This is a genomic window from Pseudomonas sp. AC136, from assembly GCF_979258585.1.
On sequence record NZ_OZ409865.1, the window covers coordinates 2,270,892 to 2,284,276 of the forward strand.

A 13,385-nucleotide genomic window follows, 5' to 3' on the forward strand; every position below is an offset into this window, starting at 1 on the left:
GCCACCTGTTCAGTTAAAGGAGTCTGCCCATGACCCAGTCCCGTTCCGAAGCCCTGTTCGCCAGCGCGCAAAAACACATTCCCGGCGGCGTTAACTCGCCCGTGCGCGCATTCCGCAGCGTCGGCGGCACGCCTTTGTTCTTCAAGCACGCGGCCGGCGCCTATGTGATGGACGAAGACAACAAGCAGTACGTTGACTACGTGGGCTCGTGGGGCCCGATGATTCTCGGCCACAGCCACCCGGACGTGCTGGAGGCCGTACGCAAGCAGTTGGAACATGGGTTGTCCTATGGCGCGCCAACCGCCATGGAAACCGAAATGGCAGAGCTGGTGTGCTCGATCGTGCCGTCGATGGAAATGGTCCGCATGGTCAGCTCCGGCACCGAAGCGACCATGAGCGCCATCCGCCTGGCCCGTGGTTTTACCGGCCGCGACAGCATCATCAAATTCGAAGGCTGCTACCACGGCCACTCCGACAGCCTGCTGGTGAAAGCCGGCTCTGGCGCCCTGACTCAAGGCGTACCCAGTTCGGCCGGCGTACCGGCGGCCTTCGCCAAACACACGCTGACCCTGCCGTTCAACGACATCGGCGCCGTGGAGCAAATGCTCAGCGAAGTGGGCAACGAGGTGGCGTGCATCATCGTTGAGCCCGTGGCCGGCAACATGAACTGCGTGCCGCCCGCGCCTGGCTTTCTTGAAGGCCTGCGCGAGCAGTGCGACAAACACGGCGTGGTGCTGATTTTTGACGAAGTGATGACCGGTTTCCGCGTCGCCCTCGGCGGCGCCCAGGCGCATTACGGCGTAACGCCGGATCTGTCCACGTTCGGCAAAATCATCGGCGGCGGCATGCCGGTGGGCTGCTTCGGCGGCAAGCGCGAAATCATGCAGCAGATCGCCCCGCTCGGCCCGGTGTACCAAGCCGGCACGCTGTCGGGTAACCCGCTGGCGATGGCGGCCGGTTTGACCACGCTGAACCTGATTCGCCGTCCGGGCTTTCACGACGAACTCACCGCCTACACCAGCCGCATGCTCGATGGTCTGCAACAACGCGCCGACGCGGCCGGTGTGCCGTTCGTAACGACGCAGGCGGGTGGCATGTTTGGCCTGTACTTCAGCGGCGCTGATGACATCGTCACCTTTGACGACGTGATGGGCAGCGATTCCGAGCGCTTCAAGAAATTCTTCCACCTGATGCTGGAAGGCGGCGTGTACCTGGCGCCGAGCGCCTTCGAAGCCGGCTTTACTTCTATCGCCCATGGCGACAAAGAGCTGCAAATCACCCTCGACGCCGCCGAGCGCGCCTTCGCGGCCCTGCGCTGATGCAATACAGCACCGCCGCGTCCGATGCGTTGTTGGCCCTGGCCTGTCTGGCCAGCGTGCTGGGCATTTGGCGTAGCCGGCGCTGGGGCGAGAAACCGTTGCGCGCCACCTGGCTGGCGGTGATCGCGGCCTTGCTGGTGACCGGCGTCACAGCGGCAGTGGGCGTACTGCATTTCGGCGTGAACGAAAGCTGGCAACCCTTGCACGCCAGACTCAGCCAGGCGAGCAGCCTGCTCGCCCTTCCGGCCCTCGGCGTGGCGGCGCTGACGCTGGTGCGCGGCTGGCATTGGCAGCGGTTGGGGTGGTGCTGGGTGATCATCAGCCTCAGCGTTTTGTTCGAAGGTGCCAAACGCTGGGGATTGCTTGGCAGCTACACACTTCTACTCAACCTGGCCACGTTGCTGATGCTGCTTTACGCGGGCGTTACGCAAGGCGGTAAAGCGCTGCCAGCAGCGGCGGTTGCGGTGACGCTGTTTATCGTCGCGGGACTGGTGGTCGGCACTCAGGGAAACTTCGGGCCGCTTCTGCGGGTCGACTTGTTTCATGGGCTGCTTAGCGTTGCGTATCCGCTGTTGGCCTGGTTGCTGCTGCACTTGCACGGCCGCCAGGGTGTGACAGAGGGGACACAAAAGTCGGTAAACACTTTGTAACGGGCGCCCGGCTTATTCCATAATGCGCGGGCCGTCGCGTTCCGTCGGCCGGGCCTGGCCCGCACTGTTTGATGAGGCGTGTTGATTGTTATGAATTGCATCGGCCGCACCCTGTCCCTGGGCTGCCTGTTGCTTTTGCTGCCACTGGTTGCATCGGCGGGCGGCAACTCCTTGCTGATTCCGGCCGCTGGCCGCTGTTCGCTCAACACCCTTCCTGAAGACCAGGCGGAAGCCTTGGCCTCCTGCCAGCAAGCCGCTCAAAGTGGCGACCCCGAAGCTCAGTACGAACTTGGCGAGTATTACTACGATGGCCAACGCACGCCGCGTGACTTGCCGCAGGCGTTAACCCTGTTCGAGCAAGCGTCGCTGCAAGGCCACGCGCAAAGCCAGTATCGGTTGGGAATGATGTTCTTCCGCGGCGAAGGCGTGCCGGCCAACAATGTGCAGGCGTATATCGTGCTGAAGATGGCGGCGGTAAACGGTGCCGAAGATGCGTTGGATACGGCCGACCAGGTCGCCGCGCAAATGCCCCGCGAACAGTTGGAAATCGCCACGCAGGTGCTGGGGCAGATTTTTCGTAATTACTTGATTGAGTTGCAGACGGCGGACGGTGGATCGCCGTTTGCGCCACTCCCCTAAAAGCATCGCGGCTGAAGCCGCTCCCATAGGGAGTTGAGTCCTCGGCACGGTGTAATCATCTACACACAAAAAGGGCGCCTCACGGCGCCCTTTTTGTTTGGCCTATCACCTTACTGGTGATACGGCGCCGACAACTCATGCACCGCTTCCAGGAATGCACCGGCATGGGCCGGGTTCACTTCCGGCGTGATGCCGTGACCGAGGTTGAATACGTGGCCGCTGCCTTTGCCGTAGCTGGCCAGAATGCGCGCCACTTCGTTGCGAATGGCCGCGGGCTGGGCGTAGAGCACGGTGGGGTCCATGTTGCCTTGCAGCGAGACCTGCTCACCCACGCGACGGCGCGCTTCGCCGATGTCGCACGTCCAATCCAGGCCCAGCGCGTCGGCACCGGCGTCGGCGAGCGACTCTAGCCACAGCCCGCCGTTCTTGGTGAACAGAATCACCGGAATCTTGCGACCTTCGTGCTCGCGAATCAGACCGCTGACGATCTTTTTCATATAAGCCAGCGAGAACTCCAAGTACGCCGCCGAAGACAAGTTGCCGCCCCAGGTATCGAAAATCTGCACCGCTTGTGCGCCGGCACGGATTTGGCCGTTGAGGTACAGGGTCACCGACTGCGCCAGCTTGTCGAGCAGCAAGTGCATGGCCTGCGGGTTGTCGTAAAGCATGGCCTTGGATTTGCGGAAGTCCTTGGAGGAGCCGCCTTCAACCATATAGGTCGCCAGCGTCCACGGGCTGCCAGAGAAACCAATCAACGGCACGCGGCCATTGAGAGCGCCGCGAATGGTGCGCACGGCGTCCATCACATAACCGAGGTCTTTTTCCGGATCGGGAATTGGCAGGGCTTCAACGTCGGCCAGGCTGCTGATCACCTTCTTGAAACGCGGGCCTTCGCCGGTTTCGAAGTACAGGCCTTGGCCCATGGCGTCGGGAATGGTGAGGATGTCGGAGAACAGAATGGCCGCATCCAGTTGTGGGTAGCGGTCGAGTGGTTGCAGGGTTACTTCACAAGCGAATTGCGGGTTCTGCATCAGGCCCATGAAATCGCCGGCCTTGGCGCGGCTGGCACGGTACTCCGGCAGGTAACGACCGGCCTGGCGCATCATCCACACCGGGGTGACATCGACAGGCTGTTTTAGCAAAGCACGTAGGAAGCGGTCGTTCTTCAGGGCGGTCATGTCATTTCCTGAGAAAAAGTAGGCAGCAAAAAAGTGCCGGCATTTTCGCAGAGCGCACAGCAAAAGGCACGGCGGGTGCCGTGCCTTTTGTCTATGGAGTCAATTTGTCGCGCGCCAGACGCTGTAGGAGCGGCCGGGATTAAACCTCGAGGTAGTCGAGAATCCCTTCCGCCGCCTGGCGACCTTCAAAGATCGCCGTAACCACCAAGTCCGAACCCCGCACCATATCGCCGCCCGCAAAGATCTTCGGGTTGCTGGTCTGGTGTTTGAACTTGGATTGCTCCGGCGCGATCACGCGGCCTTGGCTGTCGGTCTGAATGCTGAACTGCTCGAACCACGGCGCCGGGCTTGGACGGAAGCCGAAGGCGATCAGCACGGCTTCAGCCGGGATGATTTCCTCGGAGCCCGGAATCGGCTCGGGGCTGCGACGGCCACGGGCATCCGGCTCGCCGAGACGGGTCTCGACCACCTTCACGCCTTCGACTTTGTCTTCGCCAACAATGGCGATTGGCTGGCGGTTGTAGAGGAATTTCACGCCTTCTTCCTTGGCGTTCTTCACCTCTTTGCGCGAGCCGGGCATGTTCTCTTCGTCACGACGATAAGCACAGGTTACCGACTTGGCGCCTTGGCGAATGGAGGTGCGGTTGCAGTCCATCGCCGTGTCGCCGCCGCCGAGTACGACGATGCGCTTGCCCTTCATGTTGATGAAGTCTTCCGGCGCCTTCTCGAAACCGAGGTTGCGGTTGACGTTGGCGATCAGGAAATCCAACGCATCGTGCACGCCGGGCAAGTCTTCACCGGGGAAGCCGCCCTTCATGTAGGTGTAGGTGCCCATGCCCATGAACACGGCATCGTATTCTTCGAGCAGCTGGTCGACGGTGACGTCTTTGCCCACTTCGGTGTTCAGGCGGAACTCGATACCCATGCCGGTGAACACTTCACGACGGCGGGTCAGTACGCTTTTTTCCAACTTGAACTCGGGGATGCCGAAGGTCAGCAGACCACCGATTTCTGGGTTCTTGTCGAACACCACCGGCGATACACCGTTACGCACGAGCACGTCGGCGCAACCCAGACCAGCAGGACCGGCGCCGATGATGGCGACGCGTTTGCCGGTCGGTACGACTTTGGACATATCCGGACGCCAGCCCATGGCGAACGCGGTGTCGGTGATGTACTTCTCCACCGAACCAATGGTGACCGCGCCGAAACCGTCGTTAAGGGTGCACGCCCCTTCGCACAGACGGTCTTGCGGGCACACGCGGCCGCACACTTCCGGCAGGGTGTTGGTTTGATGCGACAGCTCAGCGGCGGCCAGAATGTTGCCTTCCGATACCAGCTTCAGCCAGTTCGGAATGAAGTTGTGCACGGGGCACTTCCACTCGCAATACGGGTTACCGCAGCCCAGGCAACGATGCGACTGGTCAGCGGCGTGGGCCGGTTTGAAGGGCTCATAGATCTCGACGAATTCCTTCTTGCGCTGGCGCAAGAGCTTCTTCTTCGGATCTTTGCGCCCGACATCGAGGAACTGGAAGTCGTTGTTCAGACGTTCAGTCATTGTAAAAACCTCATCACACTACGGCAGGCGCAAATTATTGTGGGTTAGCACGGGTGCTGGACAGCAGCGACCCGAGGCTGGCGGCTTTCGGCTTGACCAGCCAGAACTTGCGCAGGTAGTCGTCCAGGTTTTCCAGGAGGTTGCGACCCCATTCGCTGGAAGTTTCCTGCACATACTCGGCCAGCACACGTTGCAAGTGGCTACGGTACGACTCCATCGACTCGCCGCTGATGCGCTGGATTTCCACCAGCTCATGGTTCACGCGGTCAACGAAGGTGTTGTCCAGATCGAGCACGTAGGCGAAACCGCCGGTCATGCCCGAACCGAAGTTGTAGCCCGTCTTGCCCAGCACGCAGACAAAACCGCCCGTCATGTATTCGCAGCAGTGGTCGCCTGTGCCTTCCACTACGGTGTGAGCACCGGAGTTACGCACCGCGAATCGCTCACCGGCCGTACCGGCGGCGAACAGCTTGCCGCCGGTAGCGCCGTACAGGCAGGTGTTGCCGACAATGGCGCCGTCTTGGGTTTTGAAAGCGCTATTGGCAGGCGGCACGATGACCAGCTTGCCGCCAGTCATGCCCTTGCCGACGTAGTCGTTGGCATCGCCCTGCAGATAAAGATTCAGGCCACCGGCGTTCCACACGCCGAAGCTCTGGCCTGCCGTGCCTTTGAAGCGGAAGGTGATCGGCGCTTTGGCCATGCCTTGGTTGCCATGCACACGGGCGATCTCGCCGGAAACACGGGCACCAATGGAACGGTCGCAGTTGCAAATGTCCATCTCGAACTCGGCGCCGGTCAGACCGTCGATAGCCGACTTGGCCATGCCGACCATTTGCTCGGCCAGTTTGCCTTCGTCGAACGGCGGGTTGCGGTCGACCTGGCAGAACTGAGGTTTGTCCGCCGGAATATGGTCGCTGCCCAGCAACGGGCTGAGGTCGAGGAACTTCTGCTTGTCGGTTTCGCCCGGCAGCATTTCCAACAGATCGGTACGACCAATCAGTTGTTCAAGGCTTGCCACGCCCACTTTCGCCAGCCACTCACGGGTTTCTTCGGCCACGAAGGTGAAGAAATTCATCACCATTTCCACGGTGCCGATGAAGTGGTCTTTGCGCAGCTTGTCGTTCTGGGTCGCGACACCGGTGGCGCAGTTGTTCAGGTGACAGATACGCAGGTATTTGCACCCCAGGGCGATCATCGGCGCGGTGCCGAAGCCGAAGCTTTCAGCGCCAAGAATCGCGGCCTTGATCACGTCCAGACCGGTTTTCAAACCGCCGTCGGTTTGTACCCGGACCTTGCCGCGCAAGTCGTTGCCGCGCAGGGTCTGGTGGGTTTCGGCCAGGCCGAGTTCCCACGGCGCACCGGCGTACTTAATGGAGGTCAGCGGCGAAGCGCCGGTACCGCCGTCGTAGCCGGAAATGGTGATCAGGTCGGCATAAGCCTTCGCCACGCCAGCGGCGATGGTGCCCACGCCTGCCTCAGCCACGAGTTTCACCGAAACCAGCGCCGATGGGTTGACCTGCTTGAGGTCAAAAATCAGCTGCGACAAGTCTTCGATGGAATAGATGTCGTGGTGCGGCGGTGGCGAAATCAGCGTCACGCCTGGTACCGCATAACGCAGCTTGGCGATCAGGCCGTTGACCTTGCCGCCTGGCAGCTGACCGCCCTCGCCCGGCTTGGCGCCTTGGGCAACTTTGATCTGCAGCACTTCAGCGTTAACCAGGTATTCCGGCGTTACACCGAAACGGCCGGTGGCCACTTGCTTGATTTTTGAGCTGCGCACAGTGCCGTAACGCGCTGGGTCTTCGCCACCCTCACCGGAGTTGGAACGCGCACCGAGGCGGTTCATGGCTTCGGCGATGGCTTCGTGCGCCTCAGGCGACAAAGCACCCAGCGAAATGCCGGCAGAGTCGAAGCGCTTGAGGATCGCTTCCAGCGGCTCGACTTGGTCGAGCGCCAACGGCGTTTCGGCTTCTTTGACTTTCAGCAGGTCGCGGATCATCGACACCGGGCGGGTGTCGACCAGCGTGGCGTATTCCTTGTACTTGGCGTAGCTGCCTTGTTGCACGGCGGCTTGCAGGGTGTTGACCACGTCCGGGTTGTAGGCGTGGTATTCACCGCCGTACACGAACTTGAGCAACCCGCCCTGTTGAATGGCTTTGCGGTTGTTCCAGGCTTCGGCAGCCAGCAACTTCTGCTCGGCTTCGATATCGACGAAACGCGCGCCTTTGATACGGCTGGCAACGCCACGGAAGCTGAGGTTGACCACTTCTTCCGACAGGCCGACAGCTTCGAACAGCTGGGCACCGCGGTACGAAGCCACGGTAGAAATGCCCATTTTCGAAAGAATTTTCAGCAGGCCTTTGGAGATGCCTTTGCGGTAGTTCTTGAACACTTCATACAGATCGCCCAGCACTTCGCCGGTGCGGATCAAGTCAGCCAGCACTTCGTACGCCAGGTACGGATAAACCGCCGAGGCACCGAAGCCCACCAGTACCGCGAAATGGTGCGGGTCACGGGCGGTAGCGGTTTCGACCAGGATGTTGCAGTCGCAACGCAGGCCTTTCTCGATCAAACGGTGGTGCGCAGCGCCCACCGCCAGCGAGGCGTGGATCGGCAGCTTGCCCGGCGCGATGTTGCGGTCGGTGAGGACCAACAGGCACTTGCCGCTACGAACGGCTTCTTCAGCCTGATCGGCAACGTTACGCACGGCCGCTTCCAGGCCCATGCTCTCGTCGTAGTTGAGGTCGATGACGTGACGCTCGAACCCGGGGGTGTCGAGGTTCATCAGCGAACGCCACTTGGCCGGAGAGATGACCGGCGAGCTGAGGATCACGCGGGAAGCGTGAGCCGGCGACTCTTCAAAGATGTTGCGCTCGGCGCCCAGGCAGATTTCCAGGGACATTACGATGGCTTCACGCAGCGGGTCGATCGGCGGGTTGGTGACCTGCGCGAACTGCTGGCGGAAGTAGTCGTACGTCGGGCGCACGCGCTGCGACAGCACGGCCATCGGCGTGTCATCGCCCATGGAGCCTACGGCTTCCTGGCCCTGCTCGGCGAGCGGACGCAGCACCTGATCACGCTCTTCAAAGGTGACCTGGAACATTTTCATGTAGTGCTTGAGCTGGTCGCTGCCATAGCTGGCGGCGCCATGGTCGTCGTCCATGGTCGCCTGAATGCGTACGGCACTCTTGCGCAGCCACTGTTTATAGGGGTGGCGCGATTTCAGGCGGCTGTCGATGTCGTCGGTATGCAGCACCTGGCCGGTCTCGGTGTCCACGGCCAGCACTTGACCCGGACCGACACGGCCTTTGGCAATGACGTCTTCCGGCTTGTAATCCCACACGCCGATTTCCGAGGCGATGGTGATGTAGCCGTTGTTGGTAGTGACCCAACGCGCCGGACGCAGACCGTTACGGTCGAGCAGGCACACCGCGTAGCGGCCGTCGGTCAGCACCACGCCGGCCGGACCATCCCACGGCTCCATGTGCATGGAGTTGTATTCGTAGAAGGCACGCAGGTCGGCGTCCATGGTTTCGACGTTCTGCCATGCCGGCGGAATGATCATGCGGATGCCACGGAACAGGTCCATACCGCCGGTAACCATCAGCTCAAGCATGTTGTCCATGCTCGAGGAGTCGGAACCCACACGGTTAACCAGCGGGCCCAGTTCATCCAGGTCCGGCAGTTGATCGTTGGCAAACTTGGTGCGACGGGCCAGAGCCCAGTTGCGGTTGCCGGTGATGGTGTTGATTTCACCGTTGTGCGCCAACAGGCGGAACGGCTGGGCCAACGGCCATTTTGGCAGGGTGTTGGTGGAGAAGCGCTGGTGGAACACGCAGATAGCGGTCATCAAACGCTCGTCGCCGAGGTCCGGATAAAACTGCTGCAGGTCGACCGGCATCATCAAGCCTTTATAGATGATGGTCTTGGCCGAAAAGCTGCAGATGTAGTGGTCGGTGTCGGCGGCGTTGGCCACCGAAGAGCGGCGACGGGCGCTGAACAGTTTGATCGCGAACTCTTGGTCGCTCAGGCCTTCACCGCCGATAAACACCTGCTCGATTTGCGGCAGACGCTCCAAGGCCAGACGGCCAAGAACGCTGGTGTCGATCGGCACTTTGCGCCAGCCGATCAGTTGCAAGCCGGCGGCGAGAATCTCGCGGTTCATGTTCTCGCGCGCAACGTCGGCTTTGCCGGCGTCCTGGTTGAGGAACACCATGCCCACGGCGTACTGCGCGGGCAGCTCGGCGGCGAATTGCTCGTTGGCAACGGCACGCAGGAAGGCGTCAGGCTTCTGGATCAGCAGGCCGCAGCCGTCACCTGTCTTACCGTCGGCGTTGATGCCGCCACGGTGCGTCATACAGGTCAAGGCTTCGATAGCCGTTTGCAGCAAGTGATGACTCGCCTCGCCCTGCATATGGGCGATCAGGCCGAAGCCGCAGTTATCCTTGAACTCATCAGGATGGTATAGACCTGCTTTCATAGGGACTCTCACCAGGCAAACTTTGATCTATTTCAAACACTTACCGTGCGCGCAGGTCGTTGCGCCAGCTTTGCGCAGGCAAAAGGGGGGTCATTGTACACAGACGAATATCAGCGAACAAATGTTGAGCGGCGAAACCGCGAAACCTTATGTCGCCTTTTTATAAGAAAGTACCAGGCGGTCGTGCTAAAGACCACCCGGTCATTGCCGTCTAAGCGCGCATCGGTCAGCGCGCTTGAGCTTCCTGCTGAATGCTGGAGAAGGTACGCGGCCACGGCTTGCCGGCTTGCACCTTGGCAGGCAGGTTCTTGATCGCGGCCTGGGCGGCACTGCGGTTAGCGAAGCTGCCATACGTGACGACGTACAGCGGCTTGCCGTTCAAGGTTTTCTTGAAGTAGTGGTACTCGCCGCCGTTCTGACGAACAAACGCCTGCGCGGCGCTCTCCGAACCCGTACCCAATACCTGCAGCGCAAAATTGCCGCCCGCCTGACTGGCATACCAACTGCCGCCGGAGCCGCTTGCGACGGGTGCTGCGGGCTTCTCAGCCTTCGCCACAGGTTTCACTGGAGCGGCAACAGGTTTTGCAGCCGGCGCCGCTGGCGTTGCCGGTTTGGTGGTCGGTGCCGATGCTGGCGCAGGCGTCTGTGGCTTCGCCGCCGTGGCAACGGTCGGCGCGGCTGGCGCAACAACGGGAGCGGATGGGGCGATCACGGGCGCGGCCGGGGGCGTGCTGGCAATAGCGCCTTGCGGTGGCGCCATGCTGGTCACCGTCGGCGGAACGGCGCTGGCCGGCGGCTCGATGGCGCCGTCATCGTCGCTGTCACCCAGCCCCGACGCTTGTGCGAGCGGCTCGCGAATAACAGGCTGCGCCTGCCCTACGAGCGGCAGCGGCAAAGGCTGGTTCGAGCCAGCAAACTCCATTGCCGGCCCTTTACCGTCAGTTGGCGCCGCACCTTCGGTGGCGGGCGCGGCTCCGCTGCCCAGCGGCAACTGAGCCGTCGCTGGTGCCTCGGATTCCTGCTTGCTGCGCCCCTGCATCATCCATGCTGCGCCGACGGCAATGGCCACAACCACCAAGGCCAGCAAATGCTTTTTCGGCAGTTTAAACGCCATACCACCCTTGGGCGCGCTGCCCCGGTTGGCCAGCATCGATTCGACCAACGTCTCCCGAGCCACCTGGTTAATTGCGCCCGGCCAGCCGGCCGACTGCTGGTGAATATCTGCCACCTGCTCATCGGTGAACAACTCGACGCCCTGCCCCGCACCTTCCAGGCGCTGGGCCAGGTACTCGCGGGTTTCTTCTTCGCTGTACGGATCGAGCTCAATGGCGTGAAAGCGCTCTTCGCCATCAGCTAACAGCTCCAAGCGCGGCAATAAGCCAGACTCGCCGAACAGGAACACGTGAGGACGACCTTCGGCATTGCCAGCGGCCAATGCCAGTAAAGCGTCCAACGCCTCGTCGTCCAGCGACTCGGCGTCATCAATCAGCAGGTAAACCTCTTGGCCGGTCAACGACAATTGCGCGACCTGCGAGAGTAGCGACCGAGCGTCCGCTTGCTGGACGTTCAGCCCTTGAGCAATTTGACGCATCACGCCAGCGGCATCGGTCGCACCGCGTGCGGAGAACACCACGCTATGCACGGCCTGTTTATTGGTGCTGGCCACCAGCGCTTGACGCAACAGGGTTTTGCCGCTGCCTTGCGGCCCGCTCACCACCAGCAGCAACTGGCTGTAGCGCGCCAAGTGGTGCAGTTGGCCGAGTACCGGCTTGCGCTGCGCAGGAAAAAACTTGAAGCCTGGGACGCGAGCGGCAAAAGGGTCGTGACTGAATTGGTAGTGGCCGAGAAAGGCCTCGTCGGCGTGCAGACTGGTCATGTGGCTCTCAATTAGTCTTCAAGGTGTTCCACCATGGCGCGGTAGTCCGCAACCAGAGTGGCATCCAAAATCTCGCGCGGAAAATCGCCTGTCACCACGGCTTCGCCGATCTGGCGGAGCAGGACAAGGCGCAACCGACCGCCAAGAACTTTCTTATCGACCGCCATATGGGTGAGAAAGTCCTCAGCGGTCATTTCTTCTGGCGGAATAACGGGCAGTCCCGCCTTAAGGAACAGGCGAATGCCACGGTCACGATCGGCCGTGCTGATCCAGCCAAGCCGGCAGGACATTTCCAGCGCCATTACGGTGCCGGCAGCAACAGCTTCACCGTGCAGCCACACGCCATAACCCATGTGGGTCTCGATGGCATGGCCGAAGGTATGGCCAAGATTGAGCGTGGCGCGCACGCCGGACTCGCGCTCGTCAGCGCCTACGACTTTGGCCTTCGCCGCGCACGAGCGCGCAATGGCTTCGGTAAGCGCTGTTTGGTCGAGACGAAGCAATGCGTCCATGTTTTCTTCGAGCCAGGACAGAAAGGGCTCATCGCAAATTAACCCGTACTTGATCACCTCGGCTAAACCGGCGGACAACTCACGCGGCGGCAATGTGTTGAGGGTTGCGGTATCGATGAGCACGGCGTTGGGCTGATAAAACGCGCCGACCATGTTTTTGCCTAACGGGTGATTGATGCCCGTCTTGCCGCCCACCGAAGAATCGACCTGCGACAACAACGTGGTAGGCACCTGAATAAAGTCAACTCCACGCTGGTAACAGGCCGCCGCGAAGCCCGCCATGTCGCCGATAACGCCGCCACCCAAGGCAATAACCGTGGTGCTGCGTTCGTGTCGCGCGGTCAGCAGACCATCAAAAATCAGCTGCAGCGTTTCCCACCCTTTATAAGCCTCGCCGTCCGGCAAAATAACGGTCGCTACATCAAAGCCGCTTAGCGCTTGCTTGAGGGACTCGAGATAAAGAGGAGCAACGGTTTCATTGCTGACGATGGCAACTTGCTTGCCGGCAATGTGCGGTGAAAAAAGGGCGGACTGAACCAGAAGGTTCGCGCCGATATAGATGGGATAACTACGTTCGCCCAGCTCAACCTGAAGAGTCTGCATGAAGCCCCCACGAGAAAAGGGCCATAGGATAGCGCATATCGAAGCGCGCTTTAACGGGGATGAAGCGCCTCAAGGCGCTCCAGAATTTCCTGCACCACCATACGCGGTGGGCGCTCGTCCGTTTCGATAATCACATCCGCGATTTCCCGGTAAAGGGGGTCACGGATATGCATCAAATCGGCGAGCACTTTGCCAGGATTCGCCGTGCGAAGAAGAGGACGATTACGATCCCGCGAGGTGCGGTCTATCTGCTGATCAACCGATGTATGCAGATAGACCACGCGACCACCAGCACGCAACGCCGAGCGATTTTCCGGACGCAGCACTGCGCCACCTCCGGTTGCAAGCACGACTCCGTCAAGCTCACAGAGCTCACCGATTACTGCTTGCTCGCGCTCACGAAAGCCAGCCTCCCCTTCAACATCGAAGATCCAGGGAATGTTGGCTCCGGTTCGCTGCTCGATTTCCTTATCAGAGTCTTTGAATGACAGCCTTAACTCTTTTGCCAGCAATCTCCCGATGGTGCTTTTCCCTGCTCCCATCGGGCCTACAAGAATCAAATTTCGCACA

9 protein-coding genes are annotated in these 13,385 nt (G+C 60.9%); 3 read left to right on the forward strand and 6 right to left on the reverse strand.

Annotated features, from left to right (window positions below):
• The first annotated feature begins 29 nt into the window (after positions 1-29).
• From hemL to ACZZZU_RS10315, 3 genes are all read left to right on the forward strand, one after another.
• Positions 30-1,319 carry a glutamate-1-semialdehyde 2,1-aminomutase gene (hemL, locus tag ACZZZU_RS10305; RefSeq protein ID WP_122494482.1) on the forward strand — a complete coding sequence of 430 codons (1,290 nt, stop codon included), beginning with the start codon at positions 30-32 and terminating at the stop codon, positions 1,317-1,319.
• On the forward strand, positions 1,319-1,969 hold the full coding sequence (locus ACZZZU_RS10310) for a DUF6962 family protein (protein WP_463550517.1): 651 nt from the start codon (positions 1,319-1,321) through the stop codon (positions 1,967-1,969). The genes hemL and ACZZZU_RS10310 overlap by 1 nt, the downstream gene beginning before the upstream one ends.
• A gap of 90 nt (positions 1,970-2,059) precedes the next feature.
• A complete protein-coding gene (locus tag ACZZZU_RS10315; RefSeq protein WP_122494486.1) occupies positions 2,060-2,608 on the forward strand; it encodes a tetratricopeptide repeat protein in 549 nt (182 codons plus the stop codon).
• 110 nt (positions 2,609-2,718) lie between these two features.
• Here ACZZZU_RS10315 and hemE read toward each other — a convergent pair whose 3' ends face one another.
• From hemE to aroK, 6 genes are all read right to left on the reverse strand, one after another.
• Positions 2,719-3,786, reverse strand: coding sequence for a uroporphyrinogen decarboxylase (gene hemE / locus ACZZZU_RS10320; protein WP_463550518.1), 1,068 nt, complete (start codon positions 3,784-3,786; stop codon positions 2,719-2,721).
• Between the two features lie 139 nt (positions 3,787-3,925).
• Entirely contained in the window at positions 3,926-5,344 is a 1,419-nt protein-coding gene (locus ACZZZU_RS10325; protein ID WP_122452328.1) for an FAD-dependent oxidoreductase, read from the reverse strand.
• A gap of 34 nt (positions 5,345-5,378) precedes the next feature.
• A complete protein-coding gene (gene gltB, locus ACZZZU_RS10330; protein ID WP_463550519.1) occupies positions 5,379-9,824 on the reverse strand; it encodes a glutamate synthase large subunit in 4,446 nt (1,481 codons plus the stop codon).
• A 226-nt stretch (positions 9,825-10,050) separates the two neighbouring features.
• Complete coding sequence (locus ACZZZU_RS10335; RefSeq protein ID WP_463550520.1) at positions 10,051-11,700, reverse strand: AAA family ATPase; 1,650 nt, start codon at positions 11,698-11,700, stop codon at positions 10,051-10,053.
• An 11-nt stretch (positions 11,701-11,711) separates the two neighbouring features.
• Positions 11,712-12,815 carry a 3-dehydroquinate synthase gene (aroB, locus tag ACZZZU_RS10340; RefSeq protein WP_463550521.1) on the reverse strand — a complete coding sequence of 368 codons (1,104 nt, stop codon included), beginning with the start codon at positions 12,813-12,815 and terminating at the stop codon, positions 11,712-11,714.
• Positions 12,816-12,865: 50 nt separating this feature from the next.
• Positions 12,866-13,384 (reverse strand): shikimate kinase AroK, encoded by a 519-nt coding sequence (gene aroK, locus ACZZZU_RS10345; RefSeq protein WP_122494498.1) that lies wholly within the window; start codon positions 13,382-13,384, stop codon positions 12,866-12,868.
• Between the last annotated feature and the right edge of the window lies 1 nt (position 13,385).